Origin of the sequence: Aurantimonas sp. HBX-1, assembly GCF_021391535.1 — a bacterium.
Taxonomy (GTDB): Bacteria; Pseudomonadota; Alphaproteobacteria; order Rhizobiales; family Rhizobiaceae; genus Aurantimonas.
Window position 1 is genome coordinate 2,740,480 of sequence record NZ_CP090066.1, and the last position, 16,327, is coordinate 2,756,806.

Consider the following 16,327-nt stretch of genomic DNA (forward strand, 5'->3'; position numbering starts at 1 on the left):
CCTACTCCACGAACACCCGCGTCGCGGCCGCAGCGCCCGTCGCGTCCACCACCGAGATGCTGAGGAAGCCCGGCTCGGCCGGCCGCCAGCTCGACTGGCGTTGGAGCGCGCCGAGGGTGACCGGGCGGCCGTCGACATACCAGGTGAAGGGCGGGCGGCCGTTGCGGACTTTCAGCGGCAGCGTGCCGGTGCCGACGGCGCCGCCCTCGCCGAAGCCGATCTCGACCCGGGCGGCGTTCGGCGGAAAGACGATCTCCGGCTTCAGTCCTTCGGCGACGCGCTCGGCGGCGCGGCCCATGCGGCGGAGCGGCGGCGGCAGGCCGCCCCCCGCCGAGGCGAGGATGCCGGGCGGCGGCCCCGCCAGCCGTGCCGGGGACCCGAGCCGGGCGAAGACGTCCTGCATCACCGGCACGGCCGAGGCCTCGCCGACGAGGCCTTCGACGGGGGCGCCGTCCGGCCGTCCGAGCCAGACGCCGACGACATGGCGCCCGTCATAGCCGAGCGTCCAGGCGTCGCGGTAGCCGTAGGACGTGCCGGTCTTGTGGGCGATGGTGCCGGGCGAGCCCTTGGCGGTGGTGGTCGCGCCGGCGAGGATCGAGGTCACGTACCAGGCCGCCTGCGGCGACAGGATGCGCCTGCCGGGCCCCGCCGCGCCCGGCTCGACATGCAGCGGCATGGCGACGCCGCCATTGGCGATCCCGCCATAGATCGCGACGAGGTCCTCCAGCGTCAGGCCGATGCCGCCGAGCCCGATGGCAAGCCCCGGCAGCGAGCGGTCGCCGAGCTCCGGCTTGGCGCCGGCCCGGCGCATTCGGTAGACCAGCCGGGCCGGGCCGACGAGGCTCAGGAGTTCCACCGCCGGCAGATTGCGCGACAGCTGCAGCGCCCGGCGGGCGGTGATGATGCCCTGGAAGTCGCGGTCGAAATTCTGCGGCGTATAGCCGGAAAAGCCGCCCGGCGAATCGTCGACGAGGCTTTCGGGATGCGCGACGCCGCGCTCGAAGGCGAGGCCGTAGATCAGCGGCTTCAGCGTCGAGCCAGGCGAGCGCGACGCCCGCGTCAGGTCGACGAAGCCCTGCCGCTCGCGGTCGAACAGATCGGGCGAGCCGATATCGGCGATGATCTCGCCGGTGGCATGATCGGCGACGACGATGGCGAGGCTCACCGGCTTCTTCAGCGTCGCGGCCTTCTCCTTCGCATAGGCCTCGAGCCGCGCCTGCACGGCCTTGTCGATGGTGAGGTCGATGATCCTGCGGCCGGGATCGGCCGCCCGCAGCCGCTCCGCCGCATGTGCCGCCAGCATCGGCAGCGGCCGGCGCGACGGCGGCATCGCCTCGCGGCGGGCCCGCGCCGCCTCGTCCGGGTCGAGGAGGCCGAGCGCTTCCATCCGGTCGAGCACCCGGTCGCGCGCCGCCTTGGCGCGCTCGGGAAAGCGGTCGGGGCGGTAGCGCTCGGGCGATTGCGGCAACGCGACCAGCAGCGCCGCCTCCGCCGCCGTCAGCCGCCGCGGCTCCTTGCCGAAGAAGCTGAGGCTTGCCGCCCGAACGCCCTCGAGGTTGCCTCCATAGGGCGCCAGCTCGAGATAGAGTGACAGGATCTCGGCCTTCGTCCGGCTGCGCTCCAGCGCGATGGCGGAAAGGATCTGCTCGAATTTCGCGGAAAAACTGCCGGTCGGCAGCCGGCCCAGCATCCGCGCCACCTGCATGGTCAGGGTCGAGCCGCCGGAGACCACCCGCCCGTGCCGCACCGACTGCCAGAGCGCCCGGCCGAAAGCCACCGGATCGACCCCCGGATGCTCGGCGAAGCGCTTGTCCTCCCAGGCGAGCAGCATGGCGAGGTAGCGCGGGTCGACGTCCTCGGCCCCGGCTGAAAGCCGCCAGCCGCCGTCGTCGTTGGCGAAGGCCCGCAGCAGTGCGCCGTCCCGGTCGCGCACCTCGACGCCGGTGACCGGCGCCGCGAAGCCGGCGATGCGGTCGGCGACGCCGCGCTGGAAGGCCGACCAGGCGCTCCCCATCATGACGATCGCCAGCAGCAGGGCCAGCACCCCGCCATGCGCCAGCCGCCTCAGCCGCGACACCACAAGCGCTCCCTGCCCTCGCGGCTCACCGCAGCGGGCCGATGACGCTGACGCGGCTCTCGTCGGTGCGGCCGCGCCGGGTCGGGTCGTACATGTTCTCGACCAAAGCCGCCGGATGCACGAATTCGCCCGGCGACACCGCCCGGACGATATAGGCGAAGCGCCGCGTCGCGGTGTCGTCGGCGCCCTGGTCGATGGCGGCGAGGAAGCGGTCGGCGCGGAACTCGGTGTGCGCCGCCTCGCCGGTCAGCTCCAGCCAGTCGAGCGCCGCCACGTCGCCGCCGCGCAGGATCGCCGGGTTGTCGATCTCGAAGCCCGCCGGCAGCGGATCGTCGATGATCAGCCGCGCCGGCCCGGCATCGACCGGGGTCATCTCGACCACCGCCACCAGCCGGTCGCCCTGGCCGATCTCGGACGGGTCGGCGAGCTCGCCCTCCAGCGTGTAGTAGCTGCGGCTGATCGCATAGCCGTCGACGGAGGCGGGCGGCGCCACCTCGGGCACGCCGCGCAGCGTCACCTCGGCGGTCACCGGCGTCGCCGCCCGGTTGGCAAGGTCGAGCCCGGCGGCAAGGCCGGCGGCATCGAAGGCCCGTGAGTAGACGCCGTCGTGGTCCTGGCCGTCGACGGTGAGCCGCGGCGGGTTGCGGCCGAGCAGCGCGTGGGCGGCGAGCAGCGACCAGGCGTCCTCCTGCGTGCTGGTATGGCGCCGCTCCTGGCGCCCGGCATTGACCCGCTGCAGCAGCCCGTCGAAGCTGAGGCCGTCGACGTCCGTCTCGAGGCCCAGCGTCAGGATCGCGGCATCGTCGCGCAGCGCGGTGCCGTAGTCGCTGCGGTCGGCGATCGGGGTCATGCCCGCCTCGGACGCGTCGATCGCCGCGCGGAACACCCGCTCCGCCCTCACCCGGTCGCCGTAGAGCGCCAGCGCCGCGGCGATCTGCGCCTTGGCGAGCGGGGTGCGGAAATTGTCCAGCTCGTTGTCGACATAGTAGCGCAGGTCGCCGATCGCCGCGCGGCCGTCGCGGGCGAGCACGTAATAGGCATAGGCGACGGGGCCGAAGTCCGGCGATTCCGGCAGATAGGCGAGGCTGTTGCGCAGATTGTCGATCGCCAGGGTGAAGGCGGTCTCGGGTACCGCGTAACCCGCCTCCCGCGCACGGGTCAGGAAGTCGGTGACATAGGCGTCGAGCCAGAGGTCGCCGTAATCGGGCTGCCACAGGCCGAAGCCGCCGTTCGACGCCTGGTTGGCGAGCACCCCGGCGATCGCCTCGTCGACCCGCTTGCGCACGTCCTCGGTGCGGCCGAGCCCGGCGGCGAGGATGGTCGGGTCGAGATAGACCAGTGGCATCGCGCGGCTGGTGATCTGCTCAGTGCAGCCATAGGGATAGCGGTCCAGCGCCCGCACGACGCCGGCGACGTCGAACTCGGCGGCGCCGGTGACCGTCAGCGTCGCCGCGCCGGTGCCGGGCACGAGGTCGGCGAAGATGTCCGGGTCGAGCGCCAGGCGGCCGCCATTGGCGGCCAGCACGACGCGGCTCCGCTCCACGGTCTCCGGCGCGATCGAGCGCACCGGCACCGAGAAGGCCTTGGTCAGGACCTCGCCGTCCGGCAGGGTGAGCGCCACCTCGAAGGCGGCGTCGCCGATCGCCTCCGCCGTCACCGGCAGCATGAACCGCTCGCGCGCCCCTTCGGCAAGGTCGAGGCGCGTTGCGGCCTCGCCGCCGAGCGAGACGATGCCGGTCCCGCCGGTCAGCGACAGGCCGACCTCGCCGCTCGGGCCCTCGACATGGGTGACGTCGATGGCGATGCGAGACGTGTCGCCCGGCGCCAGGAAGCGCGGCCGGCTCACGGCGATCACCACCGGGTCGCGCACCAGCATGTCGGCGCTGGCCTCGCCGACGCCGGTCTTGCTCCAGGCGAGCGCCATCAGCTTCAGCGAGCCGTTGAAGTCCGGAATGTCGAGCGGCACGCTGGCCCTGCCGTCGGCACCGACGGTGACGATGCCGGAGAACAGCGCCACCAGCTCGTCCATCGGCGGCGGCGACTCGTAGTTGCCGCTGGCGTCGCCGCCCGAGCGCACCGTGCCGGGCGCCCCCTGCATCCGGTCGATCAGCTTGGAATAGAGGTCGCGGATCTCGACGCCGAGGCGCCGCTGGCCGAAATAATAGCCCGACAGCGACGGCGGCTCGAACTGCGTGATGTTGAGGATGCCCTCGTCCACCGCCGCCAGCGTCAGATAGGCGGTCTCGCCCGGCCGGACGCCGCCCACCGCCACCGAAACGTCGACCTGCCGGCGCGGCTCGATCTTGTCCGGCGCGGTGATCGCCACGGACAGCTGGCGCTCGCCCGGGTCGACGCTCGCATGGGCAAGGCCGATGGCGCGGCCCGGCATGCGCTTGGCGTCGAGATCCATCGGCCGGTAGACGATGGCGGCGATATAGGCGCCCGCCCCCCATTCGGGGGTCACCTCGAGCGTCACCTCGCCGCCCTCCGCGCCGATTTCGGCGGTGCGGGTCTCGATCACGCTCTCGCCCATCACCAGCACTTCCGCCGTTCCGGCAAAGCGCGGCTCGATATGCACGGTCGCGGTGTCGCCGACTGCGTAGCGCGGCTTGTCGAGCGACACGCGGGCCATGTCGGGCGTGTCCATCGAGGACGCGGCGACGTACCAGCCGGCATCGAAGCCGGCGCTCGCCGGCAGCGCGGCGCCGCCGGGATCGGTCAGCGACAGCTCGTATTCGCCCCATTCGACCGGCAGCGACAACGACGCGGGGGCGTCCGCCGCGATGTCGATCGTGCCGCTGGCGACGCGCTCGCCGCTGCGCACCGGCTCGTAGTTCCAGCTGCCGGCGGTCGAGTACCACTGGAACTGGGTGGTGATCTTCTCCAGCCGCCATTCCACCCCGGCGAGCGACTGGCGTTCGCCGGCCGCGTCGATGGCGATCACGTCGAAGCCGGCCTCGGCGCCCTCGGCCACGGCGCCATCGAAACGTGGCTTGAGGCCGAGCCGCGGCGCCGACCCGGCGAGCGGCAGCGCGAGCGTGCGCTCCACCGGCCGGCCGGCGGCGTCGGTGACGCGCACCTGCAGCGACGCGGTCACCGGCTTCGTCGTCGCCGGCGCGTCGAACGGGGTCAACGCCAGGGTGGCGTTGCCGTCGGCATCGGTGGTGGCGGTCTCGAAAGGCTGGCGGAGCGCCGTCGCCTCGTCGCCGGCGAGGCCGAAGCGGTAGCCGGGGAAGGCCTCGATGGCGTCGGCCGCGGTCAGCACCGCCTCGCCGCCGACCTCGAGCTCGCCGGCCGGCGCGCCGAAGAGATAGCGCACCGCCACGTCGATGGTCGGCGGCGAGGCCGGATCGAGCGTCTCGGCCGAGGCGTCGAGGTCGAAGTCGATCGTCTCCGGCTCGAAATCCTCCACGATGATGGTCTTTTCGGCGAGCGCCGGCTGCTTCGGATCGGTGTGCAGCGCCACCTTCCAGACGCCGCGCATGGCGTTGTCCGGCAGGTCGAGATCCCAGACGAAGCCGCCGGCGCCCTCATCGGTGATCTGCCGGCGGGTGAACTCGACGCCGTCCGGCCGCGTCGCGATGCCGGTCAGCGTCAGGCCCTCGACCGCCGCGCCCGTGGCGTTGCGGACCGTGCCGGTGAAGAAGGCGGTGTCGCCGGTGCGGTAGATGCCGCGCTCGGCGGTGAGGAAGATGTCGAGCGGCCCGGCCGGCGCACGACCGCCGACGCCGCGGTCGGTGAGGTCGAAGGGCGCCTGCGTCATGTCGAGGAAGACGAAGTCGTCCCCGCCTCTGTCGGCGGTCAGCACTGACGGGCGGTCGCCGCCGGTGCCGCGCAGCAGCCCGGCGGGAAAGCGCGCATGGCCGTCCGCGTCGGTCGTCGCCGCGCCGAGCACCTGGTTGTTGACCGCGACGAGTTCGAGCCGGGCGCCCTCGATCGGCGCCGCGGTGCCGAGCGAGCGGGCGAGCACGTGGAACCCGTCCTCGGCGGCGAAGCTGGTCAGGCCGATGTCGCTGACCACGAACCACTGGGTCGCCAGCGTGTCCTGGTATTGCGGGCCGTTCTTGGCCCTGGCGGAGAGGATGTAGACGCCGGGCTCGATCGTCTCGGCGATGGCCGAGACAGGGATCGCGGTGGTCACCTCTTCATTGGTCTCCCGCGCGACGTCGACCGTGCCGGTCCATACGTCCTCGCCGCTGTCGCTCGCCACCTCGTCGATCTGCCAGTCCGACAGGCCGCGCAGGAAGCGCTCGTCGCCGATGACGCGCGACAGGGCGCGGTCGCCGATGCGCTGCAGCCGCGCCTCGATCCGGTCGGTGTTGATCGTCGTCACCGGGATCGTCGCCTCGCCGCCGGCCGGCAGCACGTAGGCATTGGTGGCAAAGCGCACCGACGGATCGCGGTCGCGGACATAGATGCTGAGCTCGGCCGGCCGGCCCAGCGTCTCGCCGTCGATCGCCGTGATGCCGGCGCGCGCGACGATGCGGTAGCGCTCGCCATGGGTGACGCCGTCGACGCAGATCTGGTTGCCGCTGGCGGTCACCGGCAGATTGTCGCCGCCCTCGACGCTGACATAGTCGCCGGCGTTCTCTGAACTCGTCAGCGTGCCGGACAGCGTGTCGGAGAAGGTGAGGCAGATGCGGGGGCTGGCGGCATTGTTGTCGACCGTGTGCTCGACGATGCGGAAGCCATGCTCGGCGACCACCGCATCGAGCCGGTCCTCTACCGAGGCGACATCGGCGATGGCGACGCTGGCGCGGTAGCTGCGGATCGCCAGCTTCCAGTCCTGCTTCGCCTCGAAGCTGGCGCCCAGCGCCCGCAGCGCGTCGGCCCGCTCGTCGTCGCTCGCGGCGACCAGATAGGCGTTGACGGCGCCCAGCTCGCGGAACCGGTCGTTCTGCGGCCGCTCGGAATATTGCTCGGGATTGTAGGCGAGCGCCGCATCCGACAGTCCCAGCCAGGCGCGGTGGTCGAGCGGGTCACGCTGCAGCGCCTCGCGCCAGGCGCGGATCGCCTCCGGATAGGACAAAGCGGCGGCGGCACGGGCCGCCAGGCTGTCGGCGGTGACTTCGCCAAAGCTGCTGTCGCGGTCGGCGCCGGCGAGTTCCAGCCGCAGCCGCCGCGCCTCGTCGAGCGTCGCGCGCGGCAGGAAGTCGAGCTCGGCCTCGCGCGCCGCGATCGAATCGTCGTCCACCGTCGCCGCGGCGACCACCTTGCCGGATATGGCGCCGGCGACGCGGCGCAGTTCGCCCTCCTCCTCCTTCAAGAAGCACCAGCGGCTGTTGGTGTTGAGGGTAAAGGCCTTGCAGCGCCGGTCGCCGAGGCAGGCGGCGGTGCAGAGATCGAGGTCGACATCCTTGAGGATGTCGTAGTCGCGGCCGAAATAGTCGGCGCCCTCGGTGGTGACGATGCGTCGCTCGGCGACCTGCGCCCCTGCGGGCGCGGCCAGGACCAGTGCGAGGACGAGCGCGGCGAGCGCCGCTGACAGAGTGCCGATGACGCGCATGCCTGATCTCCCGCCGGGACACATCCCTAGGGAAGATTATGCCGGCCCGCTGTCATGCGCCAGCCGGAATCCGCTCGACCCACGGCCCTCTCCCGCCCCGCCGAAACGCCGGCGGGCAGGTTGTCATGCCGGGCGCGAAGGACTCAGCCGGCGAGCTGCGCCAGCAGCTTGCGGCCTTCGACGATCTGGTCTTCGTTGATCGTGTGGGCGTTGCCCGGATAGAGCTTCGCCGTCACCGCCGCGCCGCGCTTCTGCAGGTGCTCGGCCGTCTCGCGGACCCGCACGGCCGGGATGAACGGGTCGCGCTCCGAGCAGCCGAGGAACACCGGCACGCCCGTCAGGTCCGCCGGCGTCTCCCGGTCCGCGACGGTAGGCCCGATCAGCCCGCCGCTGAAGCCGAGCAGCGCGCCGACGCGGTCCGGATGGCGGGCGAGATATTCCGCCGAAAGGCAGGCGCCCTGCGAGAAGCCGGCGAGCACGACGCGTTCGCGCCCGAAGCCCTGCACGGCAAGACCGTCGAGGATCTCGCCGACCCGTGCGAGCGCCGCCGACAGCGCCGGCTCGTTGGCGGCCAGCGGCTCCATGAACGGCCGCGGGTACCAGGCGCCGCCGTCGGCCTGCGGCGCGAAATAGGCGATTCCATCCTCGCCGAGTGCCGGGCCGAGGCCGATAATGTCCTCGGCCGAGCCGCCGCGCCCGTGCAGGCAGACCACCGCCAGCCTCGCCCGGTCGAGCGATGCCCCCGCCGACAACAGGCGGAGGCGGGCGGCGAACATGTCGTTGGTCATCGTCGTTTCCTCAGGTCAGCGGCTTCAGATTGGCCTCGATGGACGCGCGCCTGCCTTCCAGGAAGGGCGGCAGCGCCAGGCTCTCGCCGAGACTCTCCATCGGCTCGTCGACCGCGAAGCCCGGCCCGTCCGTGGCGATCTCGAACAGGATGCCGTTCGGCTCGCGGAAATACAGCGAGCGGAAGTAGTAGCGCTCCACCTCGCCGCTCGACGGCAGGCGGAAACCTTTCAGCCGCTCGGTCCACTGGTGCAGTTCCTCGACGTCGGCGGCGCGGAAGGCGACGTGGTGGACGCCGCCGGCACCCTGGCCGGCCTGCGGCAGGCCCGGCTCGACGGCGACGTGCAGCTCCGCCGCCGGCCCGCCCTCGCCCATCTCGAAGACATGCACCGTCGCGCCGCCATCCTGGTAGCTGCGCACCTCGCGCATGTTCATCAGCGCCGTCAGGACGGACGCGGTGCGCGACAGGTCCGGCACCGAGAGGGTGATCGGCCCGAGGCCGCGGATCTGGTGCTCGGCCGGCACGGTGCTGGCGTCCCACGGATTGGCCTCGCCGGCGCCGCCGTCGTCGACCAGCCGCAGGCGCTGGCCCTCCGGATCCTCGAAGTCGAGGGAGGCGCGGCCGTCGAGGTCGCGGATCTCGCCGACGCTGGCGCCGGCCGCCGCCAGCCGGTCGCGCCAGTAGACGAGGCTTTCGGCGCCCGCCACCCGCAGCCCGGTGCGCGAGATGGCGTGGGTGCCGCGCCGCTCGCGCGGGGCCGGCCAGTCGAAGAAGGTGATGTCGGTGCCGGGCGTCGCCTTCCCGTCCGCGTAGAACAGATGGTATGCGCTCGTGTCGTCCTGGTTGACCGTCTTCTTGACCAGCCGCAGCCCGAGCAGCTGCGTGTAGAAGCGCAGGTTGCCCGGCGCGTCGGCGGTGATCGCGGTCAGGTGATGGATGCCTTTGAGGGCGAGGGACATGGCCGTCTCCGTTGCGTTCCGTTTGCTGGCCCCAGATAAGCGGGCTCGGGACACCGATTGAAAGGGCGCTGCGCGTGACGAATCGTCTTCGTTTGGTGAACGGCCGTTGTCTCGAACCGACCCAGCGGGAAGGCGCCGCGCCGCGAGCCCTCGTCCGATGACCCGCCTGAGCCTCGGCAGTCTCGCCGAGACGATCCTCGCCCGCCGGGGCACCGGCCGCTTCGTCGTCGCCATCGCCGGCTCGCCGGGCTCCGGCAAGAGCACGACCGCCGAAATGCTGGTCGACCGGCTGAACGCCGCCTCGCCCGGCATCGCCGACATATTGCCGATGGACGGCTTCCATTACGACGACCTGGTGCTGGAGGCGCGCGGCGACCGGCCCCGCAAGGGCGCGCCGCACACGTTCGACGTCGATGGGCTGGCGGTGATGCTGGACCGGCTCAGGGCGGACGACGGCCGTTCGGTCGCCGTGCCGGTCTTCGACCGGGCCATCGAGATCGCCCGCGCGGGGGCGCGCATCATCGCGCCGGGCGCTAGGATCATCATAGTCGAGGGCAACTACCTGCTGCTAGACCACCCGGACTGGGCGGCGCTGCGCACCCGCTTCGACCAGACCGTCATGCTCGACGTGCCCGAGCCGGTGCTGCGCCGGCGCCTCACCGAACGCTGGCTGGGCTTCGGCCTCACCGGCCCGGCGCTGGCCGACAAGCTCGAGGGCAACGATTTGCCGAACATGCGGCTGGTGCTGGAGCGGAGCGTTCCGGCGGACATCGTGGTGGCGAACGACGAGGCTTGAAGGCGGGCGGCGATGCGCGCGCCGTCGGGCGGCGCGTCAGCCGGCGAGCGCCAGGATCACCATCAGGACGTTCGCGAGGATCAGGCAGCCGACCGCGAGGGAGCCGAGATCCTTGGCGTTCCGGGCGAATGGCGACCAGTCGGGCGACAGCCGGTCGACGATGCGCTCGATCGCCGTGTTCAGCGCCTCGACGGCGACCAGCGCCAGCAGCAGGATGCCCTGGACCAGCCAGGCCGCCAGCGACGCGCCGCCATAGGCAAGCGCCGCGAAGACCAGCGCGCCGAAGGCGAGCTCGTGGCGGAAGGCCGGCTCGCCGAGGAGGCAGCGCAGCCCGGCAAGCGAGTAGCCCGTCGCCGCGACGAGGTGGCGAAGCCCGGTATGTTTCGGCGGGACGGTGCGATCGCGGACGGCGTCGAGGCTCATCGTGCGGTTTCCCTGGCCGCGGCGAGCTGCGGCGTGGCGCTGCGGCAGGGCGCCAACGCGTCGAGGCCGCGATCATACACGCTCGTGGCGATTTCCGCCGTGCCGAGCACGGTGTGGAAGAAATTGTCGTGGGACAGGGGATCGTCCTTGCGGGCGGCGACGCAGGCGGCGTCGATGCCGGTCTCGCGCCGGTAGGGCTCGGAGAACCAGGCGATCATCGGCACGTGGGTCTGCGTCGACGGCGCCATGAAATACGGGATGGCGTGCAGATAGAGGCCGTTCTCGCCGAGCGACTCGCCGTGGTCGGAGACGTAGAGCATCGAGGCCGCAAGGTCGGTCCGGTCGGCCAGCAGGTCGACGATCTCGGCCAGCACGTGATCGGTGTAGAGGATCGTGTTGTCGTAGGCGTTGACGATTTCCTCGCGCGTGCAGTCGGCGAAGGACTCGTCCCGGCACGTCGGCTGGTAGCGCTGGAAGGCCGCCGGGGCGCGCAGGTGATAGGCCGGGCCGTGGCTGCCCAGCTGGTGCAGGAAGATCACCGTGTCCTGGCGCACGTCGGCGAGCGCCGTCCGCAGGTGCTCGACCAGGATCTCGTCGTGGCACTCGCCGTCCGAGCAGAAGCGCGGATCCTTGGTGGCGGGCAGATATTCGTAGGGGATGCGATCGGCGACATCCGCCGACCCGGTGTTGTTGTCGAGCCACCGCACGTCGACATGGGCGTGGCTGAGGACGTCGGTGAGGTTCTCCACGGAGCGTCCGGCCTTGCTGGAATAGCCGCCGCGCGTGAGGTTGGAGAACATGCAGGGCACCGAGACGGCCGTCGACGTGCCGCAGCTGGCAACGTTCTGGAAGGCGACGACATCGCGCCGGCTGAGTTCCGGATTGGTGTCGCGGGCGTAGCCGTAGAGGCCGAAATTCGCGGCGCGCGCGGTTTCGCCGACGACGACGACCGTGACCAGCGGCTTGCCCGTGCCCCCGGCCCGCGCCGCTGGCCGCGCGTCGGTCCCGAGCGGGGCGGCGACGATGTCGCGCTCCTCCATCTCCCGGATCGCGTATTTGACCGTCGCCACGATCGGTGCGGCGGGATTGAAGCTCGCCATCAGGTCGCGATGGCTGCGGAAGGTGGAGGAAAAGCTCGGATAGTTCGCCAGGACGATCGCGACGGTGACGCCGAGGCAGGGGAAGATCACCAGGCTGTTGACCCTGACCTTCTCCCAGAACGGCCGGTGCGCGACCTTCACCAGCGCGACCAGCAGCGACGGCAGGATGCCGTAGGCCAGCAAGTGCGCGAGAAGGCCGGGCGACAGGAGGTGCGCCGCCTCCGAGCTGGTGGTGAGGGCGACGTTCTGGATCATCTCCCGGTCGATCACCAGGCCGAACGTGTCGACGAAATACGAGGCGGTCGCGGCAACGAGGATCGCGAAGATCAGGAACGGCTTGACGATGTACTTCGCCGAAAACGTCGTCAGTGCCGCGACGCAGAGCAGGAGCAGGCAGAAGCCGAGGGCGGCGAGCTGTCCCTCGTGACCGCCGAGATACGCCAGGCCCTTGCGCCAGAACGTGTCGTTGGTCAGGGCGAGGAGATAGACGGAGACGATCAGGACGAGCGGGATGCTGCCGAGGCGGGGGCGATAGGGGCGCATGAGGTCCTTGCGGCTGGGATCGGGTCGGAACCGGCGCCAATGCTTCTACAGGCGCCGGCTCGGCGCCGTTTCGCCGCCTCTATACGAATCCGTATAGTTGGGGTCCGCCCGGCGCCGCCGCATACTGGCCGGCGTCGCGCTTGGCAGGGGGAATGGCGTTGAAGGTGCTGCTCATCGAGGACGACCCGACGACCGCGGCCTATGTCGTCCAGGGCCTGCGGCAGGAGGGCCACGACTGCGACCACGCCATCAGTGGTCCGATCGGGCTGGAGCTCGCCTTCACCCGCGCCTACGACGCGATGGTCGTCGACCGGATGCTGCCGGGCCTCGACGGGCTGTCGCTGATGCGGGCGCTGCGGGCCGGCGGCAACGGCGTCCCGGCGATCTTCCTCACCGCGGTCGGCGGCGTCGACGACCGGGTCGAGGGCCTCGAGGCGGGCGCCGACGACTATCTCCTCAAGCCCTTCGCCTTCTCCGAGCTGATGGCGCGGCTGAGCGCCCTCACCCGGCGCACGGCGGGCAAGCGCCAGGAGGAAACCATCCTGCGCGTCGGCGACCTGGAGATGAACCTCATCGCCCGCACCGTGTCGCGGGCGGGCGTTCCGATCGAGCTGCAGCCGCGCGAGTTCCGCCTGCTGGAATACCTGATGCGCAACCGCGGCCGCGTCCTGACCCGCACCATGCTGCTGGAGCGCGTCTGGGAGTTCCACTTCGACCCCAAGACCAACGTCGTGGAGACGCATGTCAGCCGGCTCCGCGCCAAGATCGACCGGCCCTTCGCCGGCGAGATGATCCGCACCGTCAGGGGCTCGGGATATTCCATCGATGCCGCTTCCTGACCGCTTCCGGACGATCTCCTTCCGGCTTGCGGTGGCCTACGGCCTGCTCTTCATCGCCTCCGCCCTGATCCTGCTCGGCATCACCTATGTCGCCGCCGTCGCGCAGGTGCGCGGCATCGTGCGCGCCTCGATCACCGAGGACCTGTCGCTGTTCCGCCGGGCCTTCGAGGAAGGCGGCGCCGGCGGCCTGCTCGAGGAGGTCGGGGAACTGACCGAGAGCGCCGCGCCCGACCGCTACTTCCTGCTGCTCGGCCCGGACGGCACGCGGTTGGCCGGCAATTTGCCGCCGGAGCGCTGGCGCCCCGGATGGTCGGTCGAGCCCTTCGATCCGGCCGACGGCGAGGCCGAGGGGGAGCGGCAGCTGGAGCTTCATGCGGAGGGGGTGGTGCTGGGCGAGGATCGGCTTCTCGTCGCCCGGCGGTCGGACATCGTCGCCGACATCCAGCGCGTCCTCCTCTCGGCGCTGCTGTCGGGGGCCGTGGTGACGATGATGCTGGCGCTGATCGGCGGCTACGTCGTGGGGATCGGGCCGACCCGCCGCGTCGACGCCATCGCCGCCACCACAAGGGCGATCGTCGAGGGCCGCCTCGACCTGCGCCTGCCGATCGCCGGCAAGGGCGACGAGCTCGACCGGCTGGCGGCGGACATCAACGTCATGCTGGCGCGGATCGAGACGCTGGTGGAGAGCCTGCGCCAGGTATCCACCGACATCGCCCACGACCTGCGCACGCCGCTCTCCCGGCTTCGCCAGGGCCTGGAGGGCATCGGCCAGGCCGAGGGGCAGGCCGACCTCGAGCGGGCGGTGCAGACCGCCATCGGCGAGAGCGACGCGATCGTCGCTTCCTTCGACGCCTTGCTGCGCATCGCGCAGATCGATGCCGGCGCCCGCAAGGCGCGGTTCACGACGCTCGACCTTGCCTCCGTCGCGGAGCGGATCGCGGATGCCTACGGGGAGGTCGCCCTCGACGCCGGGCACCGGCTGGTCGTCGCCATTGAGCCGGCGCTATGGATCGTCGGCGACACCGACCTGCTGGTGCAGGCCCTCGCCAATCTGGTCGAGAACGCCATCCACCACGTGCCCCCGCCGGGGATCATCCGGATCGTCGCCCGCCGCGACGGCGGCGACGTCGTCCTGGAAGTATCGGACAACGGGCCGGGCGTTCCGGAGGCCGAGCGCGAGAACATCTTCCGCCGCCTCTATCGTCTCGATCGCAGCCGCGAGACGCCGGGGCACGGGCTGGGGCTGGCGCTGGTCGCCTCGATCGCCGAGTTGCACGATGCGCAGCGCGCGGTGAGCGATGCCGGCCCGGGGCTCCGGGTCGAGCTGCGCTTCGCCGCGGCGCGGCCGGCAGGGGACCGCGGACCGGCATAGAAGAATTTGCGCCCGGCCCGCTCCGGCCGGCACGCGGCCGTCCGGATGCCCCCGCAAGTCCGCCGCGGCGAGCGGTGCCGCTCAGGCGGCGGGCGGCGCGGCGTGCTCGTCGTCGATGCTGCGCGTGTCGCCGGTCGCCACGATCGTCCGGGTGGCGTCGACATTGGCGTAGATCCACAGGATCTTCATCGGCTCGGTGTCGGAGGCGTTGATGAAGCGGTGCGGCAGGTTGACCGGGATGAAGGTCGTGTCGAGCGGCTTCAGCACGTGCTGCTCGCCGTCGATCTCGGCGATGGCGTTGCCCTCGATGAGCATGACGCTCTCCTCGCAATTGTGGCTGTGCACGGGGATCGCCGCGCCGGGCGCGAACTCGGTGATGCCGTTGATGAAGCTGGTGGTGCCCGAGGCGCGGTTGACCAGCGGGATGGTCCGGGCGCCGCCGCCGCGCTCGCGGGCGACGATCTGGTCGGGGCGGAAGATGCCGGGCTTGGCGTTGCTCATCGAGGGGTCCCTTCTGCCGGCCCTGGCGCGGCGGGCGTCGCCGGGCCGATCCAGAGCGTCTTGATGTTGGTGAATTCGCGGATGCCGTGCACGCCGAGTTCGCGCCCGTAGCCGGAGCGCTTGATGCCGCCGAAGGGCAGGCGCGGGTCGGAGGCGGTCATGCCGTTGACGAACACCGCCCCCGCCTCGATCCGGCGGGCGAAGCCCCGCGCCTTTTCGATATCCGCCGTCCAGAGCGCCGCGCCGAGGCCGAACTCCGTCTGGTTGGCGAGGCGGATCGCTTCCTCGGCGTCGCGCACCCGGACGATCGCGGCGACCGGGCCGAAGGTCTCCTCGCAGAACGCCGCCTGGTCGGGCGTCACGTTGTCGATGACCGTCGGCTCGTACCAGTATCCCGGCCCCTCGACCTTCCTGCCGCCGGTCTTCAGCGTGCCGCCGGCCGAAAGCGTGCGCTCGACCTGCGCATGCAGCCCGTCGCGGAGATTGCCGCGGGCCATCGGCCCGATATCGGTGTCGCGTTGCAGCGGATCGCCGAGCTTCAGCGCCTCGACATTGGCCACGAAGGCCGCGACGAAGCGGTCGGCGACGCTGGCCTCGACGATGAAGCGCTTGGCGTTGACGCAGGACTGGCCGGCATTGGTGAAGCGCGCCTTCACGGCCACCCTGGCGGCCTGCTCGATATCGGCGTCGGCGAGGACGATGAACGGGTCCGAGCCGCCGAGCTCCAGCACCTGCTTCTTCAGCGCCGTGCCGGCCTGCGCCGCGACGATGGCGCCGACTTCGGTCGAGCCGGTCAGGGTGACGGCGGCGATCCGGTCGTCGGCGATCAGCCCGGCGACCCTGCCGGAGCCGACCAGCAGCGTCGCGAACAGGCCCTGTGGGCACCCCGCCTCCCGCATCAGCGCTTCGATCGCCAGGGCGCATTGCGGCACGTTGTTGGCGTGCTTCAGGATGGCGCCGTTGCCGGCCGCCAGGGCCGGCGCGAGAAAGCGGATGACCTGCCAGAACGGGTAGTTCCACGGCATGATCGCCAGGACGACGCCGATCGGATCGTAGAGGATCAGGCTCTCGGCGGCGTTGGTCTCCACCCGCTCGTCGGCGAGGAAGCGCGGCGCCGCCTCGGCGTAGAAGTCGCAGGCGGCGGCGCATTTCTCGATCTCGGCCTCGGCCTCGCCGATCGGCTTGCCCATCTCGGCAGTGATCATCGCGGCATGGCGGTCCCTGCCCGCGCGCAGGGCTTTCGCCATGCGCGTCAGCAGCTGCACACGTTCGGCGATGGCGACGCCGCGCCAGTTCGCCTGCGCCGCGGCGGCCGCCGCCAGCGCCGCCTCGACGGCCGCGCCGGAATGCTCGTCGTAGCGCGCCAGCTTGGCGCCGCTCGTGGGGTCAACGGACAGGATCACGATCGGTCCTCGCATGGGCGG

General features: G+C 71.5%; 11 protein-coding genes. 3 read left to right on the forward strand and 8 right to left on the reverse strand.

Translation table 11 applies throughout. The features are described 5' to 3' along the window. Position 1 precedes the first annotated feature (1 nt). The 4 genes from pbpC to LXB15_RS13030 form a co-directional block, all read right to left on the reverse strand. The gene (pbpC, locus tag LXB15_RS13015; RefSeq protein ID WP_233948859.1) at positions 2-2,077 is read right to left on the reverse strand and encodes a penicillin-binding protein 1C; all 2,076 of its coding nucleotides are present in this window, start codon (positions 2,075-2,077) and stop codon (positions 2-4) included. A gap of 25 nt (positions 2,078-2,102) precedes the next feature. Beyond that, on the reverse strand, positions 2,103-7,583 hold the full coding sequence (locus LXB15_RS13020; protein ID WP_233948860.1) for an alpha-2-macroglobulin family protein: 5,481 nt from the start codon (positions 7,581-7,583) through the stop codon (positions 2,103-2,105). Positions 7,584-7,726: 143 nt separating this feature from the next. Next, positions 7,727-8,371 carry an alpha/beta hydrolase gene (locus tag LXB15_RS13025; RefSeq protein WP_233948861.1) on the reverse strand — a complete coding sequence of 215 codons (645 nt, stop codon included), beginning with the start codon at positions 8,369-8,371 and terminating at the stop codon, positions 7,727-7,729. A 10-nt stretch (positions 8,372-8,381) separates the two neighbouring features. After that, complete coding sequence (locus LXB15_RS13030; RefSeq protein WP_233948862.1) at positions 8,382-9,329, reverse strand: ring-cleaving dioxygenase; 948 nt, start codon at positions 9,327-9,329, stop codon at positions 8,382-8,384. A gap of 157 nt (positions 9,330-9,486) precedes the next feature. On the opposite strand from LXB15_RS13030, the gene LXB15_RS13035 reads away from it, so the two are divergent. After that, positions 9,487-10,125, forward strand: a complete 639-nt coding sequence (locus LXB15_RS13035; RefSeq protein ID WP_233948863.1) for a nucleoside triphosphate hydrolase — start codon at positions 9,487-9,489, stop codon at positions 10,123-10,125. Positions 10,126-10,161: 36 nt separating this feature from the next. Here the strand turns inward: LXB15_RS13035 and LXB15_RS13040 are convergent, their stop codons facing one another. Both LXB15_RS13040 and LXB15_RS13045 read right to left on the reverse strand, forming a co-directional pair. After that, positions 10,162-10,548, reverse strand: coding sequence for a diacylglycerol kinase (locus LXB15_RS13040; RefSeq protein WP_233948864.1), 387 nt, complete (start codon positions 10,546-10,548; stop codon positions 10,162-10,164). Continuing rightward, entirely contained in the window at positions 10,545-12,191 is a 1,647-nt protein-coding gene (locus LXB15_RS13045) for a phosphoethanolamine transferase (RefSeq protein ID WP_233948865.1), read from the reverse strand. The genes LXB15_RS13040 and LXB15_RS13045 overlap by 4 nt, the downstream gene beginning before the upstream one ends. Before the next feature lie 158 nt (positions 12,192-12,349). Between LXB15_RS13045 and LXB15_RS13050 the strand changes: the two genes are divergently transcribed. Together LXB15_RS13050 and LXB15_RS13055 are read left to right on the forward strand one after the other, a co-directional pair. Continuing rightward, positions 12,350-13,030: a response regulator transcription factor gene (locus LXB15_RS13050; protein ID WP_233953162.1), complete on the forward strand. Its 681-nt coding sequence runs from the start codon at positions 12,350-12,352 to the stop codon at positions 13,028-13,030. Then, on the forward strand, positions 13,017-14,402 hold the full coding sequence (locus LXB15_RS13055) for a cell wall metabolism sensor histidine kinase WalK (protein ID WP_233948866.1): 1,386 nt from the start codon (positions 13,017-13,019) through the stop codon (positions 14,400-14,402). Before LXB15_RS13050 ends, LXB15_RS13055 begins: the two co-directional genes overlap by 14 nt. An 81-nt stretch (positions 14,403-14,483) precedes the next feature. Here the strand turns inward: LXB15_RS13055 and LXB15_RS13060 are convergent, their stop codons facing one another. Continuing rightward, on the reverse strand, positions 14,484-14,903 hold the full coding sequence (locus LXB15_RS13060; RefSeq protein WP_233948867.1) for a cupin domain-containing protein: 420 nt from the start codon (positions 14,901-14,903) through the stop codon (positions 14,484-14,486). Beyond that, positions 14,900-16,321, reverse strand: a complete 1,422-nt coding sequence (locus LXB15_RS13065) for an NAD-dependent succinate-semialdehyde dehydrogenase (RefSeq protein WP_233948868.1) — start codon at positions 16,319-16,321, stop codon at positions 14,900-14,902. The genes LXB15_RS13060 and LXB15_RS13065 overlap by 4 nt, the downstream gene beginning before the upstream one ends. Between the last annotated feature and the right edge of the window lie 6 nt (positions 16,322-16,327).

Coding starts and splice junctions, on each gene's coding strand:
- LXB15_RS13035 (WP_233948863.1), top strand. CDS start 9,487: ATGACCCGCCTGAGCCTCGGCAGTCTCGCCGAGACGATCCTCGCCCGC.
- LXB15_RS13065 (WP_233948868.1), bottom strand. CDS start 16,321: ATGCGAGGACCGATCGTGATCCTGTCCGTTGACCCCACGAGCGGCGCC.
- LXB15_RS13060 (WP_233948867.1), bottom strand. CDS start 14,903: ATGAGCAACGCCAAGCCCGGCATCTTCCGCCCCGACCAGATCGTCGCC.
- LXB15_RS13055 (WP_233948866.1), top strand. CDS start 13,017: ATGCCGCTTCCTGACCGCTTCCGGACGATCTCCTTCCGGCTTGCGGTG.
- LXB15_RS13045 (WP_233948865.1), bottom strand. CDS start 12,191: ATGCGCCCCTATCGCCCCCGCCTCGGCAGCATCCCGCTCGTCCTGATC.
- LXB15_RS13025 (WP_233948861.1), bottom strand. CDS start 8,371: ATGACCAACGACATGTTCGCCGCCCGCCTCCGCCTGTTGTCGGCGGGG.
- LXB15_RS13040 (WP_233948864.1), bottom strand. CDS start 10,548: ATGAGCCTCGACGCCGTCCGCGATCGCACCGTCCCGCCGAAACATACC.
- LXB15_RS13030 (WP_233948862.1), bottom strand. CDS start 9,329: ATGTCCCTCGCCCTCAAAGGCATCCATCACCTGACCGCGATCACCGCC.
- LXB15_RS13020 (WP_233948860.1), bottom strand. CDS start 7,583: ATGCGCGTCATCGGCACTCTGTCAGCGGCGCTCGCCGCGCTCGTCCTC.